Here is a 25,602-nt window from a genome sequence, read left to right on the forward strand (position 1 = left end):
TCGCTCCGGTGCTTTGGGGGAAAACAGAGCGGTGATTGTACCGGGTGGGCGCGGCATCGGCTGGGGGTCGGATCCGTTTCCCGGCGGTAACCGGATCCGACCCCGTATGTCGTGTGCGCGGAACGTCATCCACGCATGGCGTGGACCTACTGGCGGCGTACCGACTGCACGACCGACAGGCGGCGCAGGCGGCGCATCACTTCGGCCAGGTGGTTGCGGTCGCGCACCTGGATGTTGAACGCCAGCACGGCGGCGTTGAAATCGCGATCCAGGTAGTCCACGCGCTCGATGTTGGAGTGGCTCTGCGCGATGGCAGCGGCCAGCTGTGCCAGCACGCCGGTGCCGTTCTCCACTTCCACCACCAGCGAGGTGTCGTAGTCACCGGAGACGGTGGTGTCCCAGCCGATCGGCACCCAGCGCTCGGGCGACTTGCGCAGCTCGGCCAGGTTCGGGCAGTCCATGCGGTGCACCACGATGCCCTTGCCGGCGGTGTGGTAGCCCATGATCTCGTCGCCGGGAATCGGCTGGCAGCAGCCGGCGAAGGTGACCACGCCACGCTCGCTGCCGTTGATCAGGATCTTTTCCTGCGAGTGGTGGCGCGAATGCGGGCCGCCACGCAGTTCGGCGTAGGCCATCAGCGCCTGCGCGGCCTGGGTCGGCATCCAGTTGCCCAGTGCGACCTCGGCCAGCAGGGCTTCCAGGCGCGGGAAGCGGTGTTCGGCCAGGAACGCATCCAGACGCCCCTTCGGCAGCCGCTCCAGCGACGAATCCATCGCCTCCAGCGCACGGTCGAGCATGCGGTGGCCCAGCTGCACGGCATCCTCGTGCTCCAGCTGCTTGAGCTGGTGGCGGATGGCGGTGCGCGCCTTGCTGGTAACCACGAATTCCAGCCACTGCGGTTTCGGCGTGGCCGAGCGTGCGGTGATGATCTCCACCGACTGCCCCGACACCAGCTTGGTGCGCAGCGGCACCAGTTTCTTGTCCACGCGCGAGGCCACCGCCATGTTGCCGACGTCGGTATGCACGGCGTAGGCGAAATCGAGCGCGGTGGAATTGCGCGGCAGGGCCAGGATCTTGCCCTTCGGGGTGAACAGGTAGACCTCGTCCGGGAACAGGTCGACCTTGACGTTGTCCAGGAACTCCAGCGAGGAACCGGCGGCACGCTGCGAGTCGATCAGCTCGACGATCCACGCGTGGGCACGGCTCTGTGCGCTGTTGGGCGAATCGCCGCCGAACTTGTAGGTCCAGTGCGCGGCCACGCCGCGTTCGGCGATCAGGTCCATTTCCTCGGTACGGATCTGCACTTCGATCGGCGAGCCATACGGCCCGAACAGCACCGTGTGCAGCGACTGGTAGCCGTTGGCCTTGGGAATGGCGATGAAGTCGCGGAAGCGGCCATCCAGCGGCTTGAAGGTGGCATGCACCGAACCCAGCGCGTGGTAGCAGCTGGGCACGCTGCGCACGACCAGGCGGAAGCCGAACACATCCATCACCTGGTCGAAGGATTTGTTCTCGTCGCGCATCTTGTTGTAGATGCTCCACGGGGTCTTGATGCGGCTGATCAGCCGATGCTCGATCCCCTCCTTGGCCAGGCGCTGCGACAGCTGCACTTCCACCTGCGCCATCGCCTCGCGACGCACCACCGGCTGGCTGCGGATGTGTTTCTCGATGATGGCGTGGCGCCACGGGTACAGCGCCTTGAAACCGAGGTTCTGCAGCTCGCTCTTGACCAGGCTCATGCCCAGGCGCTGGGCGATGGGCGCGTAGATCTCCAGCGTCTCGCGGGCGATGCGGCCGCGCGCTTCGCGGCTCTGCGCACCCAGCGTGCGCATGTTGTGCAGGCGGTCGGCCAGCTTGATCATGATCACGCGCAGGTCGCGCGACATCGCCAGCAGCATCTTGCGGAAGCTCTCGGCGGCCGCCTCCTGACGGTCGCGGAACTTCAGCTTGTCCAGCTTGGTGACGCCGTCGACCAGTTCGGCCACGGCTTCGCCGAACTCGGCGGCCAGCGCCTCGCGGGTCAGCGGCGTGTCTTCGATGGTGTCGTGCAGGATCGCGGCGATCAGCGCTTCCACGTCCAGGCCGAGCTCGGCCAGCACCTGGGCCACCGCCACCGGGTGGGTGATATAGGGCTCACCCGACTTGCGCGTCTGCCCAGCGTGCGCGGAGGCTCCGACTTCCCAGGCACGGCGCAACAGCGGCAGCTGTTCCGGCGGCAGGTAATGGGCGGCGCGTTCAAGCTGGAGGACGTAGTCGGGTACGGCGGCAGTGGGGGCTGCGGCGACCTTGGCAGTGGGGCCTGGGTTCATGCCCGCAGCCTATTCCAGCGCGACGTTTACGGCAAATCCTGAATGCGAAACAGCCCGCACGGGGCGGGCTGTTCGGTGTATCCAACGATTACGTTGATCGATGCGATCAATCGTCGTTCTTGGACATGTCTTCGTCAGCGACCACTTCGGCGGCAGCCCACTCCAGCGCTTCGCGCTCGGCGCGCTCACGCTCGGCCTTCTCGACTTCGTCGATCAGCGCGTTGTCGATCTTGCGGGCGGCGATTTCGCGCAGCGCCAGCACGGTCGGCTTGTCCTCGGTCTCGCTGTTGTCCAGCGTGGCCTGCACGCCGTTGGCGAGCTGGCGGGCACGCTTGGATGCCATCATGACCAGTTCGAAACGGTTGTTAACGACTTCCAGGCAATCTTCTACGGTGATGCGGGCCATACGGGCTCCCGGCGACCGGTCGGCCGCTCAGTCGAATGAGGGAAAGGGGACGGAGTGTACTGGCAGGGGCTGGACAAAATCAAGCCAACCCCTACCCGATTCTTTTGGAATCAGTCAGTTGCGCCCGGATCGGGAGTCAGCAGGGCCTGGATCAGGCCGGCGTGGCGGACCTTCTGGGCCTCCCGGCGCAGGCGGCTGGCGGTGAAGATGGCGCACAACTCGTCCACGGCGGTGTCGAACACCTCGTTGACGATGACGTAGTCGAACTCGTTGAAGTGCAGCATTTCATCGCGCGCCGCGCCCAGGCGCTGGGCGATGACCGCCTCGCTGTCCTGGCCGCGCTTGCGCATGCGATCCTGCAGGGCCTGCCTGGACGGCGGCAGGATGAACACGGTGACCGTGCCCGGCACGAGCTGGCGCACCTGCTGCGCGCCCTGCCAGTCGATTTCCAGCAGCACGTCCTGGCCGGCGGCCAGCTGCGGCTCCACCGACTGCCGGGCCGTGCCCTTCCAGTCGCCGTGCACCCAGGCATGCTCGAAGAAGTCGCCAGCGGCGATCATTTCCTCGAACTTTTCCGCAGAGACGAAATGGTAGTGCTGGCCGTTCACCTCACCCGGGCGCATCGCGCGCGAGGTGAAGGAGATCGACAGCGCGATCTGCGGGTCACGCGCCAGGGTGGCATTGACGATGCTGCTCTTGCCGGCGCCGGAGGGGGCGGCAACGATGTACAGCGTGCCGCGCGCAACGGCGTCCGACGGCTTCGACGGGGCGCTCATGCGGGGGATCCAACGGGTTGATTTCGCAAAATTTTTCCTCGGTGTTCCAGATCCGGCGCGGAGGATCGCGCCAGGACGGCGGGGGCTGCGCGGAACATCCTGGAACCAGGCCCGGCAGACGCTTCCCCGGGGGGCGGGCACGCAACTTTACCAGAGCGGCCCCGTTGCGCGCCCGCCCCGCCGGCGCCGGGCCTTGTGCCACATGGGCGTGCGGGGGCCTGTGCTATAACCGGGCCGTACCCAACGACAGCCCGGAGGCCCGTGCCTCCCCGCCATCCCAGGAGAACGGCATGCCATCGATGAGCCGCCGCCAGTTCCTGAAAGTGACCGGGACAACCCTGGTCGGCTCCAGCCTGGCATTGATGGGCTTCGCGCCCGGCATCGCGCTCGCGGAGGTCAGGCAGTACAAGCTGACCCGCGCGACCGAGACCCGCAACACCTGTACCTACTGTTCGGTGGCCTGCGGCATCCTGATGTACAGCCTCGGCGATGGTGCCAAGAACGCCGAGCCGAGCATCTTCCATATCGAAGGCGACCCGGACCATCCGGTGAACCGCGGCACGCTGTGCCCGAAGGGCGCCGGCCTGGCCGACATCATCCACAGCAAGTCGCGCCTGCTCTACCCCGAGTACCGCGCGCCGGGCTCGAACGAGTGGAAGCGGCTGAGCTGGGACGATGCGCTGGACCGCATCGCGCGGCTGATGAAGGAAGACCGCGATGCCAACTTCGTGCAGAAGAACGAGGCCGGGCAGACGGTCAACCGCTGGCTGACCACCGGCATGCTGGCGGCCTCGGCCACCAGCAATGAAACTGCGGTGCTGACCCACAAGGTCGTCCGCTCCCTTGGCATGCTGGCATTCGACAACCAGGCACGTGTCTGACACGGCCCGACGGTGGCAGGTCTTGCCCCGACGCTAGGCCGTGGTGCGATGACGAACCACTGGGTCGACATCAAGAATGCCGACCTGATCCTGATCATGGGTGGCAATGCCGCCGAGGCGCACCCGTGCGGGTTCAAATGGGTGACCGAGGCCAAGGCACACAACAAGGCCCGGCTGATCGTGGTCGATCCGCGCTTCAACCGCTCGGCCGCGGTGGCCGACGTGTACGCGCCGATCCGCACCGGTACCGATATCGTGTTCCTGGGCGGCCTGATCAACTACCTGCTGACCGAGGACCGCATCCAGCACGAGTACGTGCTGAACTACACCGACATGCCGTTCCTGGTGAAGGACGAATTCGCCTTCAAGGACGGCCTGTATTCGGGTTACAACGAAGAGAAGCGCAGCTACGACCGTTCCAGCTGGGACTACGCCTACGGTGACGACGGCTACGTACGCAGCGACCCGACGCTGAAGGACCCGCGCTGCGTCTACAACCTGCTGAAACAACACTACGCGCGCTACACCGTGGAGATGGTCGAGCGCATCTGCGGCACGCCGGCCGACAGCATCCGCCAGATCTGGGACATGATCGCGTCCACCGCCGGCAAGGACAAGGCGATGACCATCCTGTACGCGCTGGGATGGACGCAGCACTCGATCGGCGCACAGAACGTGCGTGCCGGCACCATGGTGCAGCTGCTGCTGGGCAACATCGGCGTGGCCGGTGGCGGCATGAACGCGCTGCGCGGGCATTCCAACATCCAGGGCCTGACCGACATCGGCCTGATGTCCGACCTGCTGCCCGGCTACCTGACGCTGCCGAGGCAGGACGAGCAGGACTACGACGCCTACATCGCCAAGCGCACGCAGAAGCCGCTGCGCGCCAACCAGATGTCGTTCTGGCAGAACTATCCGAAGTTCCACGTCAGCCTGATGAAATCGTGGTGGGGCGATGCCGCCACCGCCGACAACAACTGGTGCTTCGATTACCTGCCCAAGCTCGACAAGCCGTACGACATGCTGCAGGCGTACGAGCTGATGAACGAGGGCAAGATCCACGGCTACATCTGCCAGGGTTTCAACCCGCTGGCCTCGGCGCCTAACAAGGGCAAGCTGATCAGCGCGTTCTCCAAGCTGAAGTTCATGGTCAGCATGGACCCGCTGGAAACCGAGACCATCGCCTTCTGGCAGAACCACGGCGCGTTGAACGACGTCGACCCGAGCACGATCCAGACCGAAGTATTCCGCCTGCCCACCACGTCCTTCGCCGAGGAGAACGGCGCGGTGGTGAACTCCTCGCGCTGGCTGCAGTGGCACTGGAAGGGCGCCAATCCGCCGGGTGAAGCGCGCAGCGACATCGAGATCATGTCCGAGCTGTTCCATCGCATCAAGGCGATGTACGAGAAGGACGGCGGTGCGTGGTGGGAGCCGGTGCGCGACCTGGCCTGGAAGTATTCCAACCCGGAGCTGCCGACGCCGGAAGAGCTGGCGATGGAATACAACGGCAAGGCGCTGGCCGACGTGTTCGATCCGAAGGATCCGACCAGGCTGGTGCGCAAGGCCGGCGAGCAGCTGGCCGCATTCGGCGACCTGCGCGACGATGGCAGCACCGCGTCGGGCTGCTGGATCTACATCGGTGCCTGGGGCCCGACCGGCAACATGATGGCGCGGCGTGACAACAGCGACCCCACCGGCATCGGCAACACGCTGGGCTGGGCCTGGGCGTGGCCGGCCAATCGCCGCGTGATGTACAACCGCGCGTCGTGCGACGTGGCCGGCCAGCCGTTCGACCCGCGCCGCACGCTGCTGGCCTGGAACGGCAAGAACTGGGGCAGCGTGGACGTACCGGACTTCAAGGCCGACGAAGATCCCGCCGGCGGGATGGGCCCGTTCATCATGAACCCGGAAGGCATCGCCCGCTTCTTCGCCAAGGCCGGCATGGCCGAAGGGCCATTCCCGGAGCACTACGAGCCATTCGACACGCCACTGCGCAGCAATCCGCTCAGCCCCGGCCAGGCACTGACGCTGAACAACCCGGCCGCCCGCGTATTCGCCAGCGATCGCGCACAGATCGGTTCGCCGGACGAGTTCCCGCATGTGGCCACCACCTACCGCCTGACCGAGCACTTCCACTTCTGGACCAAGCACGGCAAGTTGAACGCCATCATCCAGCCCGAGCAGTTCGTCGAGATCGGCGCGGCCTTGGCCGACGAGCTGGGCATCAGCAACGGCAGCCGCGTGCGGGTCAGTTCCAAGCGTGGCCACATCGAAGCGGTGGCGATGGTGACCAAGCGCATCAAGGCCCTGCAGATCGATGGCCGGACCGTGCACCAGGTGGGCGTGCCGATCCACTGGGGCTTCCTCGGTGCGGCCAAGCCCGGATACATCGCCAATACGCTGACCAACGCCATCGGTGACGGCAACTCGCAGACGCCCGAATCGAAGTGCATCCTGGTCAAGGTCGAGAAGGTGTAGGAGACACGCCATGTCACTGCAATCGCTGGACATCATCCGCCGCTCGGCCACCACCACGCCCTCGCCGGAAGCGCGCGGTGCGCACACCGGCCAGGTCGCCAAGCTGATCGATGTGAGCAAATGCATCGGCTGCAAGGCCTGCCAGGTCGCCTGCATGGAATGGAACGACCTGCGCGACGAGGTCGGCAGCTGCGTTGGCAGCTATGACAACCCGCCCGACCTGAGCGACCAGTCGTGGACGGTGATGAAGTTCCGCGAGTACGAGGACGAGAAGGGCAAGCTGGAGTGGCTGATCCGCAAGGAGGGCTGCATGCACTGCAGCGATCCGGGCTGTCTGAAGGCCTGTCCGTCGCCCGGCGCGATCATCCAGTACGCCAACGGCATCGTCGACTTCCAGGAAGAGAACTGCATCGGCTGCGGCTACTGCGTGACCGGTTGCCCGTTCGACGTGCCGCGCATTTCCAAGAAGGACCACAAGGCCTACAAGTGCACACTGTGTTCGGACCGGGTGGCGGTAGGCCAGGAACCGGCCTGCGTGAAGACCTGCCCGACCGGGGCGATCACCTTCGGCAGCAAGCAGGCGATGACCGAGCACGCGGCCGGCCGCGTGGAAGACCTGAAATCGCGCGGCTACGGGAACGCCGGCCTGTACGACCCGCAGGGCGTGGGTGGCACCCACGTGATGTACGTGCTGCAGCATGTGGACAAGCCGGAGCTGTACGCCGACCTGCCCAAGGACCCGCGGATCAGCCCGATGGTGGAAGTCTGGAAGGGCGTGGCCAAGCCGCTGGGCGTGCTGGCGATCGCCGCCACCGCCTTCGCCGGCTTCCTGCATTACATCGGCATCGGCCGCAACACGGTCAATGACGAGGAAGAAGAGGAAGCCGAGCACGAGGCGAAGAAGATCGAAGAGGAGCAGCGGCCATGAAGTACGCCCCGCACCCGCGCCAGATCATCCGCTACCGCGCACCGACCCGCATCAACCACTGGATCGTGGCGATCTGCTTCGTGCTGACCGCGCTGTCCGGGCTGGCGCTGTTCCACCCTGCCCTGTTCCCGTTGACCCAGCTGTTCGGTGGCGGCCCGTGGACGCGCATCCTGCATCCGTTCATCGGGCTGGCCATGGTGGTGGGCTTTGCGCTGCTGGCGTTCCGCATGTGGCGCGACAATCTGCCGACCGCCGACGATCGCGCATGGATGCGCGGCATGCGCGATGTACTGCGCAACGAGGATGAGAAGCTGCCGCCGGTGGGCCGTTTCAATGCCGGCCAGAAGCTGCTGTTCTGGGCCATCATCGGCTGCCTGTCGGCGCTGCTGCTGACCGGCTTCGTGATCTGGCGGCAGTACTTCAGCCACTTCTTCCCGATCGGGGTGATCCGCTTCTCGGTGCTGGCCCATGCGCTGTTCGGCTGGGTGCTGGTGTGCGCGATCGTGGTGCACATCTATGCGGCGATCTGGATCAAGGGCTCGGTGCGGGCGATGACCCAGGGCAAGGTGACCTATGGGTGGGCGTACAAGCACCACCGGCAGTGGTTCCGGGACATCCTGCGCGGACGTCGGGAAGAGGGGTAACGGCAGGGCCTGCGGCCCTGCACCTGCAGAGGCGCCTTCGACAGTTCCCCGGTGCTTTTGGTAGGTGTCGACCTTGGTCGACACGATGAACACGGCAACAACCGATGGGGTCAGATCCGTTTTCCTGTGGAAAACGGATCTGACCCCCACCATTTCAAATGGCCTACAGTGCGCTGGACGCCAGCGCTGACAACGGCGAGGATGGAGGCTGGTTCTTCTGGCTGGCCCTGCATGGCGCAACGCATCCTTGAACCCGGTGAGATCGAGACGCTCGCCTCGCGCGACGTGCCGCGCATCATCCTGCCTGATACCGGATCGCTGTTCGCCACACGCGCGGCGCGCCTGCGCAGCCTGGCCGCGCACAGCGCCATCGGCGGTTACCTGCAGCTGCTGGCGGCATTGGCCGACGCACAGCAGGCGCTGCTGGAGGAATTGACACCCCAGCAACGCGAGGCGCTGCAGGACCACGCGCGCGCGCAGCAGTCCAGCGCGGCCGCCAGTGCCGGCATGCCGTTGCGGCCCGCCAACGCGCTTCATCTGGACGGGCGCTGGCGCGACTGGCTGCGCACGCTGTGCCGGCACTGCGCCGGCGAAGCGGGGCTACCGGCGGAAACACGGCAGGAATTGCTGCGCGTCGCCGCCGCCGACGACACCTGGCTGGATGCGCAGGCCCACGCCGTGCTGGAACGCGCTGACGCGCCCCCGGTCGACGCGGTCGCTGCGCTGCTGGTGATGAACGCGTTGCAGGTGTATTGGGCAGTACTGGCGGCCAGCTTCCGCCCCAGCGACCTGAAGCCGCTGGCCGATGCGCCAGGGCTGTGCCCGCTGTGCGGCACCCTGCCGGTGGCCAGCGTGGTGCAGGCCCGCCCGCCCTATGCCTCCTACCGCTACCTGTCGTGCTCGTTGTGCGCCTGCCAGTGGCACTACGTGCGCGTGCAGTGCAGCCAGTGTGGCGCCGCTGGCAAGGACATCGCCTATCGCGCCCTGGCTGATGCCGACGGCGATACCGGCCAGGCGGTGCGCGAGAGCGCGGTACGTGCAGAAACCTGCGACCACTGCCACAGCTACCGCAAGATCCTGTATCTGGAAAAAGATCCGTCGCTGGAACCGGTGGCTGATGACCTTGGCACGCTGGCGCTGGACCTGCTGCTGGGCGAAGAAGGCTATGCACGCGCCAGCCAGAATCCGCTGCTGTGGCAATCCGACGGCGAGTGAGGCAATGACAGCCACGCCCCCCACCCCGGCATCGGCTTCCGCGCTGCCCTCGCTGGACCGGTTGCTGCGCCTGCCTGCCTTGGCAACACTGATCGAGGGCCACGGCCGCAGCCGCATCACCCAGTTGCTGCGCGTACATCTGCAGGCGCTGCGTGAGCGCATCAGTGCCACGCAGCTCTCGGCCGAGCAGTTGCATCAGGCCATTGAAGGCCCGGCACTGGTCGCGGCGCTCGACGCCGCACTCATCGCCGATGCACGGCTGAACCTGCAGCCGATGTTCAACCTGACCGGTACCGTGCTGCATACCAACCTGGGTCGCGCCCTGCTGCCCGAGGCCGCGGTGCAGGCCGTCACCCGCGCGATGGCCGCACCGGTTGACCTGGAATTCGACATCACCCGCGGCCGCCGCGGCGACCGCGATGCACGGGTGCAGGCGCTGGTCTGCGAGCTGACCGGTGCCGAAGCCGCCACCGTGGTCAACAACAATGCGGCGGCGGTCCTGCTGCTGCTCAACAGCCTGGCCAACCGCCGCGAAGTGGTGGTGTCGCGCGGCGAACTGGTGGAGATCGGCGGTGCCTTCCGCATTCCCGATGTGATGCGCAGTGCCGGCGCGCGGCTGCTGGAAGTGGGCACCACCAACCGCACCCACCCGGCCGACTTCGCCCATGCCATCGGCGCGCGCACCGCACTGCTGATGGAGGTGCACGCCAGCAACTACGCGATCACCGGCTTCACCGCCAAGGTCGACACCGCGGCGATGGCAGCGATCGCGCACGACCATGGCCTGCCGTTGGTGGTGGACCTGGGCAGCGGCAGCCTGTGCGACCTGGCGGCCTTCGGCCTGCCACACGAGCCGACCGTGCAGGAAACACTGGCGGCCGGTGCCGACCTGGTCTCGTTCAGTGGCGACAAGCTGCTGGGTGGGCCGCAGGCCGGCATCATCGCCGGCCGCGCCGACCTGATCGCGCGGATCAACCGCAACCCGCTCAAGCGTGCGCTGCGCATGGACAAGATGGGCCTGGCCGCGCTGGAGGCGGTACTGGCGCTGTACCGCGAGCCGGAGCTGCTGGCGCAACGGCTGCCGACACTGCGTACGCTCTCGCGCACGCAGCAGGACATGGATGCGCAGGCCCAGCGCCTGTTGCCGCCGCTGCGCTCGGCGCTGCCGACCGGCTACATGCTTGAACAGGCACGGATGCACAGCCAGATCGGCAGTGGTGCGCAGCCACAGGCGCAGCTCGGCAGTGCCGGCCTGCGCATCACCACTGCGCAACGTGGCGGCCTGGACCGCCTGGCCAAGCGCCTGCGCCAGCTGCCGCGACCGGTGCTGGGCCGCATCGGCGAGGACGCATTGTGGCTGGACCTGCGTTGCCTGGAACCGGCCGACGAAGCGGACTTCCTCGCCCAATGGAGCACGCTGCAACCATGATCGTCGGCACCGCCGGGCATATCGACCATGGCAAGACGCGCCTGGTGCGGGCACTGACCGGCATCGAAACCGATCGCCTGCAGGAAGAACGCACGCGCGGCATCTCCATTGAACTGGGCTATGCCTATGTCCCGGTGGAAAGCGCGAACGGCACAGGCCCCGCCGCAACGCTGGGTTTCGTCGATGTGCCGGGTCATGAGCGCTTCGTCCACACGATGGTGGCCGGCGCCACCGGTATCGATGTCGCCCTGCTGGTCGTCGCCGCCGACGACGGCGTGATGCCGCAGACCCGCGAGCATCTGGCGATCCTGCAGCTGCTGGGCGTGGATCGCGGCGCGGTGGCGCTGACCAAGATCGACCGCGTGGACGCCGCGCGCATCGCCCGGGTCGAGATCGAGATTGCCGCTTTGCTGGCCGGAACGCCGCTGCAGGATTCCCCCGTATTCGCCTGCAACAGCACGTCCCCCGATGACGCAGGCATCAACGCCCTGCGCACCCACCTGCACGCATGGGCCGCCGGCGATGCCAACGCGCGCCAGGCCGCGCTGCGCAACGAGTTGTTCCGCATGCCGGTGGACCGCGTGTTCTCGTTGGCCGGCCACGGCACATTGGTGACCGGCGCGGTGCATGGCGGCGGCGCCACGGTGGGCGAGCACCTGCAACTGATGCCCGCCACCACCGATGTGCGCGTGCGCAGCATCCACGCGCAAAACCAGGCCAGCGAACACGCGATGGCCGGACAGCGCTGTGCGTTGAACCTGGCCGCCATCGCCTGCGACGAGATTCATCGTGGCGACTGGATTGCCGACCCGCGCGCGCTGCTGGCCACCACCCGCATCGATGTGCGCCTGCGCCTGTCCGCACGGGCAGCACCACTGCGCGCCTGGGCACCCCTGCACATCCACTGGGGCACGATGCACCGGCAGGCCCATGTGGTGCTGCTGGAGGACCGTGACCAAGGTGATGGGCAGTTGGTGCAGCTGGTCTTCGATGCACCGGTCTGTGCGATGTGTGGTGATCGCTTCATCGCCCGCGATTCCGCCGCGACCCACACGCTGGGCGGTGGCGTCGTGCTCGACCCGGACCCGCCACAGCGGCGCCGGCGCAGCCCGGCACGGCTCGCCTGGCTGGGCGCACTGGAGCAGCTGGCCACAGGTGCGGGAATCGGCCCGCTGTTGCAGCAGGCGCCCTTCGGCATTGCCATGGCCGCGCTGCAACGCTACTGCCGGCGCGCGGCCGACCGGATCGATCTTCCTCCAGACGCACAGCGCATCATCACCCGCGAGGACACGGTGGTCATCCTTGCCTCGCACTGGCAGGTGCTGCGCGAGCAGGTGATCACATCGCTGCATAGCTGGCATGAGCGACGCCCGGACGAACCCGGTGTCGACAGCGGGCGCCTGCAACGCAGCACCCTGCCCGCGCTTGCGACGGGGCTCTGGAATGCGCTGCTGCAGGACCTGCTGGACGACGGCAGCGTGCAACGCGTGGGCGCCTGGTGGCGCCTGCCCGGCCATGACCATGCGCCACCGGAACGCGAGCGCCTGCTGCTGGAACGCGTGCTGCCGCAACTGCACGCCGGTGGCTTCGATCCGCCGTGGGTGCGTACTCTGGCCGCCGACTTCGGACTGACCGAAGACGATGTCCGCGCCGTCCTGCGCCGCGCCGCCGCACGTGGCGAACTGTTCCAGGTGGTGCCGGACCTGTTCTATGCACCCGCGCGCATTGCGGAACTCGCCGCGATGGTCGCGCAGCTGTCACAGGCCAGCGGCGCGGTGGATGCGGCCGCCTTCCGCGATGCCATCGGCCTGGGCCGCAAACGCAGCATCCAGATCTTGGAGTTCTTCAATCGCGTTGGCTACACTCGACGCGTCGGTGACCAGCATCGGCCGCGCGGCGACCTGCAGTGGAACGCAGCCCGCGACTGAGCCCACCGGTACCGCCGTACTTTCGGAAGGCATGCGCATCCGGGCATGCGGCTGGGCTTCAAACCCAGTAGGGGGCGTCGATCGTTCCCTGGTAGGTTCGACTCCTGCTGCCTTCCGCCATTCGTGTTTCCGCAGGAGATGTCGGCATGGCCACGCACGCGCAGTCACCCGCCCCATCCACGGCCGATGCCCCGCAACGACTGACCTCTCTCGCGCATGGCGGTGGCTGCGGCTGCAAGATCGCGCCGGGGGTGCTGTCCGAACTGCTGCGCGGCGTTCCAGCACTTCCCGCACCGGCCGAACTGCTGGTCGGCCGCGAGACCAGCGACGACGCCGCGGTGTACCGCCTCGATGACCGCCAGGCAATCGTCGCCACCACCGATTTCTTCATGCCCATCGTCGACGACCCGTTCGACTTCGGCCGCATCGCCGCCACCAACGCGTTGTCGGACCTGTACGCGATGGGCGCGCGGCCGCTGTTCGCGCTGGCCATCGTCGGCATGCCGATCAACACCCTGCCGCAGGACACGATCCGCGGCATCCTGCAGGGCGGCGAGCGTGCCTGCGCCGACGCCGGCATCGTGGTGGCCGGCGGCCACAGCATCGATTCGGTGGAACCGATCTACGGCCTGGCCGCGATCGGCGTGCTCGATCCGCAGCGGCTCAAGCGCAATGCCGATGCCCGCGCCGGCGATGTGCTGGTGCTGGGCAAGCCGTTGGGCGTGGGCGTGTACTCGTCGGCGCTGAAGAAAGAAGTGCTGGATGCAGAGGGCTACCGGCAGATGATCGCGTCGACCACCCGCCTGAACAGCGTGGGCGTGCCGCTGGCCGCGCTGGACGGCGTGCACGCGATGACCGACGTCACCGGCTTCGGCCTGCTCGGCCACCTGCTGGAAGTATGCCGCGCCAGCGGCGTCGCCGCCGAAGTGGACAGTGCAAAGGTGCCGCTGCTGCCGCAGGCGCTGGAGCTGCTGCAGCGCGGCTGCGTGACCGGCGCCTCCAACCGCAACTGGGCCTCGTACGGCGCCGAAGTGCGCTTCGCCGAGCGCTTGGCCGGCCACTGGCAGCCACTGCTGACCGATCCGCAGACCAGTGGCGGGCTGTTGGTGTCCTGCGCCCCGGAGGCAGCGAATGCGGTGCTGGCCTGCTTCCACGACGCAGGGTTCGGCCAGGCGGCCGTGGTCGGGCGATTGGGTGAAGGGGCGCCGGGCGTCAGCGTGCGCTGATGCGCTGGAACGACAAGGGCGCCCGAAGGCGCCCCTGCTGTATCGCTGCACGCAACATCATTCGATGTTCTGCACCTGCTCGCGGATCTGGTCGATCAGCACCTTCAGCTCCACCGCGGCATTGGACGTGCGGCTGTCCACCGACTTCGAGCCCAGCGTATTGGCTTCGCGGTTGAACTCCTGCAGCAGGAAGTCCAGGCGGCGACCGACCGGCTCGCGCTGCTTGAGCACGCGGCGGATCTCGACGATGTGGCTGCCGAGGCGGTCCAGCTCTTCATCCACGTCCAGCTTCTGCAGCCACAGGACCAGCTCCTGCTCCGCACGGCCCGGGTCGACCGGGTGCGGCAGGTCAGCCAGACGGGCGGCCAGCTTGGCGCGCTGGCCGTCGCGAATGGCCGGAATCAAGGTGCGCACTTCGGTGGCGATGCGTTCGATGCCGTCCACGCGTTCGCTGATGGCCGCAGCCAGCTTGCCGCCTTCGCGCTCACGCGCTTCGACGAAGCCGTCCAGCACCTGGTCCAGCAGGGCCAGCGCCTCGACCTGCAGGGCGGCGGCATCCGTTGCCTCGCCGCGGGTCACGCCCGGCAACTGCAGCAGATCGGTGAAGCTGACCTGCAGGTTCGGGAAATCGGAGGTCAGGCGGTGGGCCAGGCGGCCCAGCTGGCCCAGCAGGGCCTCGTCCACCTGCAGGTTGGCAGCCGCCTCCGGCGCGCGCAGGCGCATCACCAGATCCAGCTTGCCGCGGCTCAGGCGCGCGGCGATACGCTCGCGCAGCTGCGGTTCGAGCGCCCGCAGTTCCTCGGGCAGGCGGGTGCCGACCTCCAGGAAGCGGTGGTTGACCGAGCGCAGCTCGCAGCCCAGCGTGCCCCACGGGGTGACCCGCTCGCCGCCGGCATAGGCGGTCATGCTTCGAATCATGGAATGTGTCCGGTGCGTGCAAAGGGGGAATGGTACCCTAGCGCCCTCACCAGAGCCCCCTTGCCCGCCCCGTGAAGGCCGCGGGCGTGGCGGCGTACTCCCTCGCCATTACGGAACCCGCACCATGTCCGACTCCCGCCCCAGCGGCCGCCAGCCCGACCAGCTCCGCCCGGTCGTCATCCAACGCGGCTTCACCCGCCACGCCGAAGGTTCGGTGCTGGTGTGCTTCGGCGAAACCCGCGTGCTGTGCACCGCCAGCGTCGAGAACCGCGTGCCGGGCTTCCTGCGCGGCAAGGGCGAAGGCTGGGTCACCGCCGAGTACGGCATGCTGCCGCGCGCCACCCATACCCGCAGCGACCGCGAAGCGGCCCGTGGCAAGCAGGGCGGTCGCACGCTGGAGATCCAGCGCCTGATCGGCCGCAGCCTGCGTGCCTGCGTGGACCGCAATGCGCTGGGCGAACGCACCATCACCCTCGACTGCGACGTGCTGCAGGCCGACGGTGGCACCCGCACCGCCGCCATCACCGGCGCCTATGTGGCCCTGGTCGATGCGGTGAACGTGCTGATGAAGCGTGGCGACATCAAGCGCAACCCGGTCCTGGGCGCAGTTGCAGCAGTGTCGGTGGGCGTGTACCGCGGCACCCCGGTGCTGGACCTGGACTACGCCGAAGACAGCGACTGCGACACTGACATGAACGTGGTGATGAACGACGGTGGCGGCTTCATCGAGCTGCAGGGCACCGCCGAAGGCCACGCCTTCCGTCGCGATGAACTGGACGCGCTGCTGGGCCTGGCCGAGAAGGGCGTGGCCGAGCTGCTGGCCGCGCAGCAGGCGGCGCTGTCGGCATGAACCGGCGCATCGCCCTGACCACCCTGGTGGTGGCCGACTATGACGAAGCCATTGCCTGGTACACCGGCAAGCTCGGCTTCGCATTGCTCGAAGACATCGACCAGGGGCACAAGCGCTGGGTGGTGGTCGGCCCGACCGACGGCAGCGCCGCCGCCCTGCTGCTGGCCCGTGCCAGCGACGAGGAACAGCGCAGCCGCATCGGCAACCAGACCGGTGGCCGCGTTGCCTTCTTCCTCAACACCGACGACTTCCACCGCGACCACGCGGCGATGCTGGCCGCCGGCGTCGAGTTCCTGGAAGCACCGCGCGAAGAACCCTATGCAACGGTCGCGGTATTCCGCGACCTGTATGGCAACACCTGGGACCTGTTGGAGCCCCGTCAATGAAGAAACTGGTATTGGCCAGCCACAATGCCGGCAAGCTGGTGGAGATGCAGGAGATCCTCGCCGACCTGCCGCTGCAGATCACCTCGGCCGCCGAGCTGGGCCTGGGCGACGTGGAAGAGACCGGCCTGACCTTCGTCGAGAACGCGCTGCTGAAGGCACGCGCCGCCTGCGAAGCGACCGGCCTGCCGGCGCTGGCCGATGATTCCGGCCTGATCGTCGATGCCCTGGGTGGTGCACCGGGCCTGTACAGCGCGCGCTATGCCGGCCACCCGACCAACGCCGCTGCCAACAACGCCAAGCTGCTGGACGCGATGGCCGGTATTCCCGATGGCCAGCGCAGTGCCCGCTTCTATGCGGTGATCGTGCTGTTGCGCCACGCCACCGACCCGCAGCCGCTGATCTGCCAAGGCCGCTGGGAAGGGCAGATCATCCGTGAGCTGCGTGGCACGAATGGTTTCGGCTACAACCCGGTGTTCCTGGACACCACCCACGGCCTGACCGCCGCGGAAATGGAGCCGGCGCTGAAGAACGCCATCAGCCACCGTGCCATTGCCCTGCAGCAGCTCAAGCAACAGCTGGCGACGCTGTACTGACGCCCGACCTGATCGAACCAGGGAAGCCGGCCAACGGCCGGCACTACCGATGAAGCCCATGCCGCACGCCCACGACCACTGCAACCACCTGCCCGGCGAAGCCTGCTCCGCTGACCACGACAGCGCACCGCGGCTGGTGCCGCCACCGCTGTCGCTGTACGTGCACCTGCCGTGGTGCGTGCGCAAATGCCCGTACTGCGATTTCAATTCGCACCAGGCCAAGGGCGAGTTGCCGTTCGAGGCCTACATCGATGCACTGCTGCGCGACCTGGACCAGGACCTGCCGCTGGTCTGGGGCCGGGTGGTGCACAGCGTGTTCTTCGGCGGCGGTACGCCCAGCCTGTTCCCGCCGGAGGCGATCGACCGCTTCCTGCAGCAGGCCAGCGCGCGCCTGCGCTTCGCACCCAATGCCGAGATCACCCTGGAGACCAACCCGGGCACCGCCGAGCATGGCCGTTTCGACCGCTACCGCGCGGCCGGCGTGAACCGCCTCAGCTTCGGCATCCAGAGTTTCGACGATGCCATGCTCAAGCGCCTCGGCCGCATCCACGACAGTGGCGAAGCCGAGCGCGCGGTGAAGATGGCGCAGGACGCGGGCTACGACAATTTCAACATCGACCTGATGTATGCGCTGCCGGAACAGACCCTGGCCGGCGCCGAGGCCGACCTGGAGCGTGCGTTCGCGCTGCAGCCGGCGCATATCTCGCACTACCAGCTGACCCTGGAACCGAACACGGTGTTCTTCGCGCGGCCGCCGCAGGGCATTCCCGACGAAGACAACGCCTGGGACATGCAGGAGCACTGCCAGGCGCTGCTGGCGCAGGCCGGCTTTGGCCACTACGAGGTCAGCGCCTATGCGCGCCCCGGCCGGCAAAGCGCGCACAACCTGAACTACTGGCGTTTCGGCGATTACCTGGGCATCGGTGCCGGTGCGCACGGCAAGATCAGCTCGGGCGCCGAAGAACACGTGCTGCGCCGCTGGAAGCTGAAGCATCCGCAGGCCTACCTGGACAGCGCTGGCACGCCGGCCTCTTTCGGGGGTGACGATGTGATCGCAGCCGAGCGCCTGCCGTTCGAGTACATGCTCAACCTGCTGCGCCTGCACGAAGGGTTCGGCCTTCGCGATTTCGAGTCGCGCACCGGGCTGCCGCGCGGCGTGCTGGACGCTCCGTTGGCCGAGGCCGTCCAGCGCGGCTGGCTGGAGGTGGCGGAAGGTCATGTGCAGCCGACCGAGCTGGGCCGCCGGTTCACCAACGATGTGGTGAGCCTGTTCCTGGAGGAATAAGCCTTCCGCCATACCGGGTAGTGCCGGCCGCTGGCCGGCACTCTGGTAAAGACAGCGCTGCCGGTCAGCAGCCGGCAGTACCGTTCATCCGTCAGCCCTGCCCGATGAACGTGAGACACGTTCAGCCTAAAGTAGCGCCGACTGCGGCCGACACGGTAGATTCACAGGATCGATCCGCGGGAATCCGGGTACCGCTCGCCGATGTCAGCTGTCTTTTCCATCACCTCTGCCGACAAAGCACGCCTGGCCGCCAGCGACCTGCCACCGCGGGTGCGTGAGCTGCTGGGTGCGTTGATCGGCCTGTGCCGGCAAACGCTGGCCGCGCCCCTGATCCTGACCGTCGAAGCGCTGGAGCAGACGCTGCTGCACGACGCCGACCGTGCACGCAATCCGATGCAGCAGGCGGACCTGATGGCCCAGCGTGGCCAGCTGCACGCCTTCGCCGGCCATTTCGCCGACCGCATGCTCGATGCCGTGGCCGAAGCGCTGGCGGGCCTGCGCGAGCCGTGCACCGCCGCTGCGGCCCCTGCTTCGCCGCCGCCGCTACCGGGCGCGCTCGGCCTGTCGCTGGTCGATGAGCACGAGGTGGATCGCGACCTGCTGCTGACCGAAATGATCCGGCGCGAGACCCTGCGTTCAACCAATACGTTGAACCTGCTGGGACAGCGCCTGGGCGTGCTCGCGGCGGCGCCGGCGTTCGAGGCCGACACCCTGCCACTGGCACCGCAGGCCCTGTGCGCGATGGTGCGCCGGATCGCCGAACAGGACGCCCTTGGCGTGGAGGTGCAGCTTGCGCTGTACCGCAGCTTCGAGCGGCAGGTGCTGGAACGCCTGGGCGATGTGCTGGACCGCGCCAATGCGCTGCTGGCCCAGCATGGCGTGCTGCCGGGCCTGGTCTACACCCCGTACCTGGCACGCTCGTCGAGCACCCGGCGGATCATCACCCAGTCGGTGGGCGGCGGCCGCACGACCCAGCCTGCCAAGCGTTCCGCCGCGCCGTTGACCGGCTGGAACGGCTCCGCTCCGGCCGGTTCCTGGTCGAACCTGGTGCAGGACGCATTCAACGACGCGGGTACGCCGGGCGCAGCCACCGCTGGCGTGACCACGTCCACCGGCAGTGCGCTGCATGAATTGCTGCAGCAGGCCCGCCATGCCACTGCCCCTCCTGCGGACACCGCCGCCGTGCCCAGTGCGGCCGTCGATGCGGTCCTCGCGCGGCTGCAAGCCCAGTCCAGCGCGGCCACCGGCGTCGCCGACCTGCAGGCCGCGGTGGTCGCCCAGCTGCGCAGCGAGCACGGCGCGCAGGCCCAGCTGGGCGGCCACGACCGCGACAACCTCGACCTGCTGCGCCTGCTGATGCAGCAGGTGCAGCAACAGCAGCGCCCCGACCCGGTGCCGGCCGCCCTGCTGGCGCGCCTGCAGGTACCGCTGGCGCGTGCGGCGATGGCCGACCCCGGCTTCTTCGTGCGCGATGAACACCCTGCACGCGAACTGCTCAACCAGATTGCCGAAGTCGGCGCCAACTGGCTGGGCGACGATGATGTGGACCCCCAGCTGCTGCAGCGCATGGCGCAGAGCGTGCAGGGTCTGCTCGGCCAGGATGCACGCTCGCCCGAGGCCTTCGCCACCGCCAACGAGGACGTGCAGCAGCATCAGCGCGCGGCGGCCCATCGCGCCGAACTGGCCGAGCGCCGCCACGTCGAGGCCGCGCGTGGCAAGGAACGGCTGGAACTGGCGCGTCGCCAGGCCAATGCGCAGATCGACCAGTGCTGCGACACACAGGCGCCGCCGCGCTTCGTGCAGACCCTGCTGCGCCAGGCCTGGGCCGATGCACTCACCCTCACCCGCCTGCGCCATGGCGACGATTCGCCGCAGTGGCAGGAACGCCTGCTACAGACCGAGCGCATCGCCGCGGTGACCGCGCAGGCCGTCGATGCCAACGGTGGCACCGATGCGGTGCTGGCCAGCGAGGTGGAATCGGCGCTCGTGCAGGTCGGCTATCACGCCGAGGAAGCCGCCGCCGTTGCGCGCCGTCTGGCCACGCCAGGAGGCGAGGATGAAAGCACCTCGCGCACCGAGCTCAGTGCGCGCCTGAAGGCACGTGCACGACTGGGCGAACATGCTGCCAGCGGCAGCGCCGACGCCCCGCGCACGCCGCGCAGCAGCGCCGAAGAGGCGGCCTACCAGCAGCTCGTGACCCTGCCCTTTGGCAGCTGGTTCGACATCGACAACGGTGACGGCACCCTGCGCCGCCAGCGCCTGTCCTGGTACAGCCTGCTGACCGGCCACGCCCTGTTCGTCAACCCGCGCGGGCAGAAGATCGCCGATACCGACCTTGATACGCTGGCCCGGCAGATCAGCGCCGGACGTGCGCAGCTGGTCACCGAAGACAAGGGGCGGCTGGTCGATCGCGCATGGCAGGCCAGCCTCGGTGCGCTGCGTGCGCTGGCCGGCGGCCGTTACAAGGAGGCGTCCGTTTGAACGTGCAACCGCCGCAGGACACCCGCCGCGCGCCGCGTCGCCAGGTCTCGGACCTGGTACCGGTCACCGACCAGATGCGCGAATGCGTGGTGGGCCGGCTCGGCAATGTCTCCGAGACTGGCATGTTGATGCTCGCCAGCACCCCGCTGCGCGAGGACGCGCTGTACCAGTTCCGCTTCCCGTTGCCGATCGGTGACGGCCGCCACGAGGCCATTGACGTGGGCGTGCACCTGCTGTGGAGCGAGCCGGCGCATGTGCCCGGCCAGAGCTGGACCGGCTTCCGCTTCCTCACCCTGTCACGCGAACATCGGCAGCTGCTGCGCCAGTGGATAGGCGAAGACAGCGACGAGGCACCGGTTTCGACGGCCTGAGTGCCGGTTCCAGCACAGCGGTTTTTCCCGGTATGCGGCAGAATCTAGGGCCGTTTTCCGTGTCGAGCCACCGCAATGATCCAGCAAGACCCCGGCGCCCTGTACCCCGACCACCTGGCCGTGCTGTGCCGACGTGCCGAACAGGCGCTGGCCCGCGGCGGCTTCGACCATCTGGTCGTGCCCAGCGGCACCCTGCACTACCAGGTGTTCGACGATCGCGACTACCCGTACGCGGTCAATCCGCAGTTCAAGGCCTGGCTGCCGCTGACCCGGGTGCCCAACAGCTGGATCGTGTTCACCCCGGGCAAGCGCCCGGCGGTGATCTTCCACCAGCCCTTCGATTACTGGCACGTGGTACCGGATGCCCCCAGCGGCTGGTGGGTGGAGCACTTCGACATCCACATCATCCGCAAGCCCGAAGAGGCGCTGGCCCTGCTGCCGGCCGCCCCGTCGCGCTGTGCGATCCTCGGCGAGCCGCAGAGCGCGCTGTGCAGCTACGTGCCGAACAACCCGGCACCGGTGGTGAACTACCTGGAATGGCACCGCGGCAGCAAGACGCCGTATGAGATCGCGCTGATGCGCCAGGCGCAGGTGCTGGGCGTGCGCGGCCACCGCGCCGCCGAAGCCGCGTTCCGCAACGGCGCCGACGAATTCAGCATCCACATGGCGTACTGCCAGGCAGTGGGCCAGGATGCCAACGAGCTGCCCTACGGCAACATCGTGGCGCTCAATGAACATGCCGCCGTGCTGCATTACACCGAGCTGGGCCGCAAGGCGCCGCAGCCGCTGCGCAGCTTCCTGATCGATGCAGGCGCCAGCGCGCACGGCTACGCCAGCGACATCACCCGTACCTACGCCGCGCAGGGCCACGACGAATTCGCTGCGATGATTGCTGCCGTCGACGCCGCCCAGCAGCAGATGTGCGCAGCGGTGCGCCCGGGCTTCGACTACAGGCAGCTGCACGTGGACGCACATCTTTCGCTGATGGGCGTGCTGAAGGACTTCGGCGTGATCAAGGTCTCGCCGCAGACCGCGCTGGAGACCGGCGTCAGCGCCGCGTTCTTCCCGCACGGCATCGGCCACCTGATCGGCCTGCAGGTGCACGACGTGGCCGGTTTCGCGGCCAGCGACGAGGGCGGCCGCATCGAGCGCCCGGCGGGCCACCCGTATCTGCGCCTGACCCGCGTACTGCAACCGGGCATGGTGGTGACCATTGAACCGGGCCTGTACTTCATCGACATGCTGTTGAACGAAGTGAAGGATGCCGGCCATGGTGATGCGATCAACTGGGACCGCGTGGATTTCTTCCGTCCGTATGGTGGCATCCGCATTGAAGACGAAGTGCTGTGCACCGAGGGCGAGGCGGACAACCTGACGCGGCCGGCGTTTGCGGCGGCGAACGGCTGAGCCCCTCGTGGTTGGGCGCTGATATCAAAGGCCGCGCTTGGCCGGGCGGGGTGGGTTTGCAGGGCACGCCGTAAACCCATCCATGGGGGCTCGATGGCGCCATCCATGGCGCCAACGGTCCTGCAAACCCACCCCGCCCGTCCTTTGACAGTTTCCTGCCGCGTCCAACCACGGAAAAAGAAGAAAGAAAAGCAGAAGCGGGTCGCTCGCTGCGCTCGCTCCGTGTCGACCAAGGTCGACACCTGCCAACAGCCGCGCGTGCCAATAACCGCGGTTGCCAACAGCCGCGTGAACCTGTCGAAGGCGGGGTACTGTGGGTTTGCGGGGTGTGAGCGGCATGGATGCCGCGACCAAGCCCCCATGGATGGGTTCACGGCGTCCCCGCACACCCACAGTGCCCCGCCATCCCACGGAATGCGCGCTGTTGCTGTTGCTCTTGCTGTTGCCTCTGCGGGTGCAGGGCTGCAAGCCCTGCAGAACACCCCTTACCCCGCCATCACCGCTTCGATCTCGTCGGCGCTGCGCGCCAGGCCTTCGGTCAGCACGCGATGACCGTCATCGGTGATCAGCACATCATCCTCGGTACGGATGCCGATGCCGCGCCAGCGCGGTTCCACCGTCGTATCGTCCACGCCGATGTACAGCCCCGGCTCGATGGTGAATGCCATGCCCGGCTCCAGCAGCCGCGAATCGCCCGCCAGGCGGTAATCGCCCACATCGTGCACGTCCAGCCCGATCCAGTGCCCGGTCTTGTGCCGGTAGAAACGCTGGTACAGGCCTTCGGACAGGTTCTTTTCCAGCGTCCCCTTCAGCAGGCCCAGCCGCAGCAGGCCCTCGGTCAGGGTCTGCACTGCGGCCAGGTGACCGGCCTCGTACGGCACGCCCGGCCTGGCCTGGGCCAGCGCTGCGGCCTGTGCATCGCCGACCAGGTCGTGCAGTGCACGCTGCTCGGCGCTGAAGCGGCCATTCACCGGGAACGTGCGGGTGATGTCGCTGGCGTAGCCACGGTACTCGGCACCGGCGTCGATCAGCACCAGCTCGCCGTCGCGCGAACGCGCGTTGTTGTCCCGGTAATGCAGGATGCAACCGTTGCGGCCCGCACCGACGATGCTGCAATACGCCGGCACTGCATCGCTGGCGCGGAACACACGTTCCAGCTCGGCCTGCAGCTCGTATTCGTGGATGCCGGCCCTGGCAGCCTTCATCGCCGCCAGATGCGCACGCACGCTGATCTGCGCGGCGTGGTGCATCAATGCAACTTCCGCACCGGACTTGAACAGGCGCTGCTCGTGCAGCAGATGGCCCAGTTCGAGGAACTCGTGCGGCGGCTGCGCACCGTGGCGCACCTGCGAACGCACGCGGTTGACCCAGCCGATCAGCTTCAGGTCGAAATCGGCGTCGCGACCGAAGTGGTAGTAGACGCGCGAACGGCCTTCCAACAGGCCCGGCAGGATGTCGTCCAGATCATCGATCGGGTACGCATCGTCCATGCCGTACTGCGCCACCGCGCCTTCCTGGCCGGCACGGCTGCCGTCCCAGGCTTCGCGCTCGGCATCACGTTCGCGGCAGAACAGGATGGCCTCGCCGTGGCGCCGGCCCGGGATCAGCACCAATACCGCCTCCGGCTCCGGGAAACCGCTCAGGTACTGGAAGTCCGAGTCCTGGCGGAACGGGTAATGGGTATCGAGGCTGCGCACCTTCTCGGCCGCGGCCGGCAGCACCAGGATCGCGTCCTCGCCGGCCATGTCCATCAGCTGGCGGCGCCGACGCTTGTATTCGCCGGCCGCGATGCCGGTGCGCTGCTTGATGTCCATCAGTTCAGGCGCTGCCGATGGCGCGAGGCCAGCACCACGTCACCGTGCAGCAGCAGTACCGCCACGCGGATGAACTCCTCGATCTCCGACAGGGCTTCGTCGTCATCATCGCCACCCGCTTCGAAATCCTCGCTGGAGGCGCGTGCCAGGCTGGCCATGTCGGTCAGCGCTTCTTCACCCTCTTCGGACAAGGTCGGGCGGCGGCCGCCGCTGCCCAGGCCGAAACCACCCAGGAACGAGCGGGTCCAGCTGAACATGGCATCGGCCTGCGCGGACACATCGTCGCCGTCTGTCAGCAGCAGTTCGAAGGCGAAGTCGCGGTCTTCCAGCTGCTTGATGGTCGCCTGCAGCAGCTGCCCCAGCACGCTGTCGGCAGCCACCGGCGGCAGGTTGTCGTCGGCCAGCACCCGTGCCGGCCAGTCGTTGCCGGGGGCGCCACCGGCGGCCAGCCAGCCACACAGCGCACCGTGCAGCTCGGCAGCGGTAGCGCCCAGGCCCAGTTCCTGGCTGGCGCGGGTAACGTCGTCGACGGAGGGAAGTTCGGTCATCGTGCGGCTCGTTCGGAAAGGAAACCCGGGGCGCGCACGCGCGCGCCCGTGAGACCCCGTAGTGTAGCAACCTGGCGGCGTCCTCTCTGCGGCCGCCAGGCCTTGCTGCGACAACGCTTGACCGCCCTTGCCCGGCTTGCCTATCGTGCCCGCATGGAACCCGCCGATCCCCTTGCCCAGCTGCAGGACTTCGCCGCCCGCGTGGAAGCGTTGCTCGAACGCAACCAGCGCCTGGCCGAGGAGAACCGCAGCCTGCGCCACCAGCAGGAACAGCTGGTGGCCGAGCGTTCCACGCTGCTGGCCAAGAACGAGCAGGCACGCTCGCGGGTGGAAGCAATGATCAGCCGGCTCAAATCCCTGGAGCAGCACACATGAGCGCCGAACCGGTCAGTGTCCGCATCCTCGATCGTGAATACACGGTGGGTGTCGGCGGCGATGAACGCGACAGCCTGATGGCCGCCGCGCGCCTGCTCGATGCGCGCATGCGCGAAATCCGCGGCAGCAACCGCATGGCCGCCGTCGACCGCGTCGCCGTGCTGGCCGCACTGAACCTGGCCCACGAACTGCAGCTGCTGCGCGACGAGAACGCCCGCCAGGCCGTGGCCCTGCAGCAGACGCTGGCCGACCTGAACAGGCGCCTGGACCGCGCGATCGACGGCACCCCCTAGGAAAAAGGGGACGGAGGGGATTAAGGCGCATTCGCCCCATCCGTGCCGGAAACGTCTTAAT

The 25,602-nt window shown here is 67.8% G+C and carries 22 protein-coding genes and 1 tRNA gene; 17 read left to right on the plus strand and 6 right to left on the minus strand.

Annotated features, from left to right (window positions below):
* Window positions 1-146: 146 nt before the first annotated feature.
* From VG566_RS12380 to gmk, 3 genes are all read right to left on the minus strand, one after another.
* The gene (locus tag VG566_RS12380) at window positions 147-2,309 is read right to left on the minus strand and encodes a RelA/SpoT family protein (protein WP_005418955.1); all 2,163 of its coding nucleotides are present in this window, start codon (window positions 2,307-2,309) and stop codon (window positions 147-149) included.
* A 106-nt stretch (window positions 2,310-2,415) separates the two neighbouring features.
* Window positions 2,416-2,715, minus strand: coding sequence for a DNA-directed RNA polymerase subunit omega (gene rpoZ / locus VG566_RS12385; RefSeq protein ID WP_005410877.1), 300 nt, complete (start codon window positions 2,713-2,715; stop codon window positions 2,416-2,418).
* A gap of 110 nt (window positions 2,716-2,825) precedes the next feature.
* On the minus strand, window positions 2,826-3,491 hold the full coding sequence (gmk, locus tag VG566_RS12390) for a guanylate kinase (RefSeq protein WP_057499642.1): 666 nt from the start codon (window positions 3,489-3,491) through the stop codon (window positions 2,826-2,828).
* A 290-nt stretch (window positions 3,492-3,781) separates the two neighbouring features.
* Here gmk and fdnG point away from each other — a divergent pair, with 290 nt between their 5' ends.
* From fdnG to selD, 8 genes are all read left to right on the plus strand, one after another.
* On the plus strand, window positions 3,782-6,850 hold the full coding sequence (gene fdnG / locus VG566_RS12395; RefSeq protein ID WP_152906956.1) for a formate dehydrogenase-N subunit alpha: 3,069 nt from the start codon (window positions 3,782-3,784) through the stop codon (window positions 6,848-6,850).
* 10 nt (window positions 6,851-6,860) lie between these two features.
* Window positions 6,861-7,778, plus strand: coding sequence for a formate dehydrogenase subunit beta (fdxH, locus tag VG566_RS12400; RefSeq protein WP_014648273.1), 918 nt, complete (start codon window positions 6,861-6,863; stop codon window positions 7,776-7,778).
* The gene (locus VG566_RS12405) at window positions 7,775-8,422 is read left to right on the plus strand and encodes a formate dehydrogenase subunit gamma (protein ID WP_005410882.1); all 648 of its coding nucleotides are present in this window, start codon (window positions 7,775-7,777) and stop codon (window positions 8,420-8,422) included. The genes fdxH and VG566_RS12405 overlap by 4 nt, the downstream gene beginning before the upstream one ends.
* A gap of 231 nt (window positions 8,423-8,653) precedes the next feature.
* Complete coding sequence (gene fdhE, locus VG566_RS12410; RefSeq protein WP_241884254.1) at window positions 8,654-9,637, plus strand: formate dehydrogenase accessory protein FdhE; 984 nt, start codon at window positions 8,654-8,656, stop codon at window positions 9,635-9,637.
* A 4-nt stretch (window positions 9,638-9,641) separates the two neighbouring features.
* Entirely contained in the window at window positions 9,642-11,066 is a 1,425-nt protein-coding gene (gene selA, locus VG566_RS12415; RefSeq protein WP_241884253.1) for an L-seryl-tRNA(Sec) selenium transferase, read from the plus strand.
* A complete protein-coding gene (gene selB, locus VG566_RS12420) occupies window positions 11,063-12,994 on the plus strand; it encodes a selenocysteine-specific translation elongation factor (RefSeq protein ID WP_241884252.1) in 1,932 nt (643 codons plus the stop codon). Before selA ends, selB begins: the two co-directional genes overlap by 4 nt.
* Window positions 12,995-13,018: 24 nt before the next feature.
* A tRNA-Sec gene (locus tag VG566_RS12425) sits at window positions 13,019-13,114 on the plus strand.
* Window positions 13,115-13,140: 26 nt separating this feature from the next.
* Window positions 13,141-14,220, plus strand: coding sequence for a selenide, water dikinase SelD (gene selD / locus VG566_RS12430; RefSeq protein WP_241884250.1), 1,080 nt, complete (start codon window positions 13,141-13,143; stop codon window positions 14,218-14,220).
* A 57-nt stretch (window positions 14,221-14,277) separates the two neighbouring features.
* On the opposite strand, the gene VG566_RS12435 is transcribed toward selD, so the two are convergent.
* Complete coding sequence (locus VG566_RS12435) at window positions 14,278-15,138, minus strand: YicC/YloC family endoribonuclease (RefSeq protein ID WP_005410888.1); 861 nt, start codon at window positions 15,136-15,138, stop codon at window positions 14,278-14,280.
* Window positions 15,139-15,262: 124 nt separating this feature from the next.
* Here VG566_RS12435 and rph point away from each other — a divergent pair, with 124 nt between their 5' ends.
* The 7 genes from rph to pepQ all read left to right on the plus strand — a co-directional run bounded on the left by rph (window position 15,263) and on the right by pepQ (window position 22,511).
* Window positions 15,263-15,988 carry a ribonuclease PH gene (gene rph / locus VG566_RS12440; RefSeq protein WP_014648280.1) on the plus strand — a complete coding sequence of 242 codons (726 nt, stop codon included), beginning with the start codon at window positions 15,263-15,265 and terminating at the stop codon, window positions 15,986-15,988.
* Window positions 15,985-16,374 (plus strand): VOC family protein, encoded by a 390-nt coding sequence (locus VG566_RS12445; RefSeq protein WP_032956062.1) that lies wholly within the window; start codon window positions 15,985-15,987, stop codon window positions 16,372-16,374. Before rph ends, VG566_RS12445 begins: the two co-directional genes overlap by 4 nt.
* Window positions 16,371-16,967 carry an RdgB/HAM1 family non-canonical purine NTP pyrophosphatase gene (rdgB, locus tag VG566_RS12450; RefSeq protein ID WP_241884248.1) on the plus strand — a complete coding sequence of 199 codons (597 nt, stop codon included), beginning with the start codon at window positions 16,371-16,373 and terminating at the stop codon, window positions 16,965-16,967. Before VG566_RS12445 ends, rdgB begins: the two co-directional genes overlap by 4 nt.
* Window positions 16,968-17,025: 58 nt before the next feature.
* A complete protein-coding gene (gene hemW / locus VG566_RS12455) occupies window positions 17,026-18,252 on the plus strand; it encodes a radical SAM family heme chaperone HemW (protein WP_241884246.1) in 1,227 nt (408 codons plus the stop codon).
* A 201-nt stretch (window positions 18,253-18,453) separates the two neighbouring features.
* Window positions 18,454-20,733, plus strand: coding sequence for a DUF1631 family protein (locus tag VG566_RS12460; RefSeq protein WP_241884244.1), 2,280 nt, complete (start codon window positions 18,454-18,456; stop codon window positions 20,731-20,733).
* Entirely contained in the window at window positions 20,730-21,104 is a 375-nt protein-coding gene (locus tag VG566_RS12465) for a PilZ domain-containing protein (protein ID WP_014648285.1), read from the plus strand. Before VG566_RS12460 ends, VG566_RS12465 begins: the two co-directional genes overlap by 4 nt.
* A gap of 75 nt (window positions 21,105-21,179) precedes the next feature.
* The gene (pepQ, locus tag VG566_RS12470) at window positions 21,180-22,511 is read left to right on the plus strand and encodes a Xaa-Pro dipeptidase (protein ID WP_241884243.1); all 1,332 of its coding nucleotides are present in this window, start codon (window positions 21,180-21,182) and stop codon (window positions 22,509-22,511) included.
* A gap of 485 nt (window positions 22,512-22,996) precedes the next feature.
* On the opposite strand, the gene VG566_RS12475 is transcribed toward pepQ, so the two are convergent.
* On the minus strand, window positions 22,997-24,319 hold the full coding sequence (locus VG566_RS12475; protein WP_087786593.1) for an aminopeptidase P N-terminal domain-containing protein: 1,323 nt from the start codon (window positions 24,317-24,319) through the stop codon (window positions 22,997-22,999).
* Between the two features lie 5 nt (window positions 24,320-24,324).
* Complete coding sequence (locus VG566_RS12480) at window positions 24,325-24,873, minus strand: YecA family protein (protein ID WP_014648288.1); 549 nt, start codon at window positions 24,871-24,873, stop codon at window positions 24,325-24,327.
* Window positions 24,874-25,026: 153 nt separating this feature from the next.
* Here VG566_RS12480 and VG566_RS12485 point away from each other — a divergent pair, with 153 nt between their 5' ends.
* Window positions 25,027-25,248 (plus strand): TIGR02449 family protein, encoded by a 222-nt coding sequence (locus VG566_RS12485; RefSeq protein WP_005410898.1) that lies wholly within the window; start codon window positions 25,027-25,029, stop codon window positions 25,246-25,248.
* Complete coding sequence (locus tag VG566_RS12490) at window positions 25,245-25,541, plus strand: cell division protein ZapA (protein WP_005410899.1); 297 nt, start codon at window positions 25,245-25,247, stop codon at window positions 25,539-25,541. Before VG566_RS12485 ends, VG566_RS12490 begins: the two co-directional genes overlap by 4 nt.
* The last annotated feature ends 61 nt before the right edge of the window (window positions 25,542-25,602 follow it).

This window comes from Stenotrophomonas sp. CASM114, from assembly GCF_049384325.1.
Lineage (GTDB): Bacteria > Pseudomonadota > Gammaproteobacteria > Xanthomonadales > Xanthomonadaceae > Stenotrophomonas > Stenotrophomonas muris.

Coding starts and splice junctions, on each gene's coding strand:
- VG566_RS12380 (WP_005418955.1), bottom strand. CDS start 2,309: ATGAACCCAGGCCCCACTGCCAAGGTCGCCGCAGCCCCCACTGCCGCC.
- rpoZ (WP_005410877.1), bottom strand. CDS start 2,715: ATGGCCCGCATCACCGTAGAAGATTGCCTGGAAGTCGTTAACAACCGT.
- gmk (WP_057499642.1), bottom strand. CDS start 3,491: ATGAGCGCCCCGTCGAAGCCGTCGGACGCCGTTGCGCGCGGCACGCTG.
- fdxH (WP_014648273.1), top strand. CDS start 6,861: ATGTCACTGCAATCGCTGGACATCATCCGCCGCTCGGCCACCACCACG.
- VG566_RS12405 (WP_005410882.1), top strand. CDS start 7,775: ATGAAGTACGCCCCGCACCCGCGCCAGATCATCCGCTACCGCGCACCG.
- fdhE (WP_241884254.1), top strand. CDS start 8,654: ATGGCGCAACGCATCCTTGAACCCGGTGAGATCGAGACGCTCGCCTCG.
- selA (WP_241884253.1), top strand. CDS start 9,642: ATGACAGCCACGCCCCCCACCCCGGCATCGGCTTCCGCGCTGCCCTCG.
- selB (WP_241884252.1), top strand. CDS start 11,063: ATGATCGTCGGCACCGCCGGGCATATCGACCATGGCAAGACGCGCCTG.
- selD (WP_241884250.1), top strand. CDS start 13,141: ATGGCCACGCACGCGCAGTCACCCGCCCCATCCACGGCCGATGCCCCG.
- VG566_RS12435 (WP_005410888.1), bottom strand. CDS start 15,138: ATGATTCGAAGCATGACCGCCTATGCCGGCGGCGAGCGGGTCACCCCG.
- rph (WP_014648280.1), top strand. CDS start 15,263: ATGTCCGACTCCCGCCCCAGCGGCCGCCAGCCCGACCAGCTCCGCCCG.
- VG566_RS12445 (WP_032956062.1), top strand. CDS start 15,985: ATGAACCGGCGCATCGCCCTGACCACCCTGGTGGTGGCCGACTATGAC.
- rdgB (WP_241884248.1), top strand. CDS start 16,371: ATGAAGAAACTGGTATTGGCCAGCCACAATGCCGGCAAGCTGGTGGAG.
- hemW (WP_241884246.1), top strand. CDS start 17,026: ATGCCGCACGCCCACGACCACTGCAACCACCTGCCCGGCGAAGCCTGC.
- VG566_RS12460 (WP_241884244.1), top strand. CDS start 18,454: ATGTCAGCTGTCTTTTCCATCACCTCTGCCGACAAAGCACGCCTGGCC.
- pepQ (WP_241884243.1), top strand. CDS start 21,180: ATGATCCAGCAAGACCCCGGCGCCCTGTACCCCGACCACCTGGCCGTG.
- VG566_RS12480 (WP_014648288.1), bottom strand. CDS start 24,873: ATGACCGAACTTCCCTCCGTCGACGACGTTACCCGCGCCAGCCAGGAA.
- VG566_RS12485 (WP_005410898.1), top strand. CDS start 25,027: ATGGAACCCGCCGATCCCCTTGCCCAGCTGCAGGACTTCGCCGCCCGC.
- VG566_RS12490 (WP_005410899.1), top strand. CDS start 25,245: ATGAGCGCCGAACCGGTCAGTGTCCGCATCCTCGATCGTGAATACACG.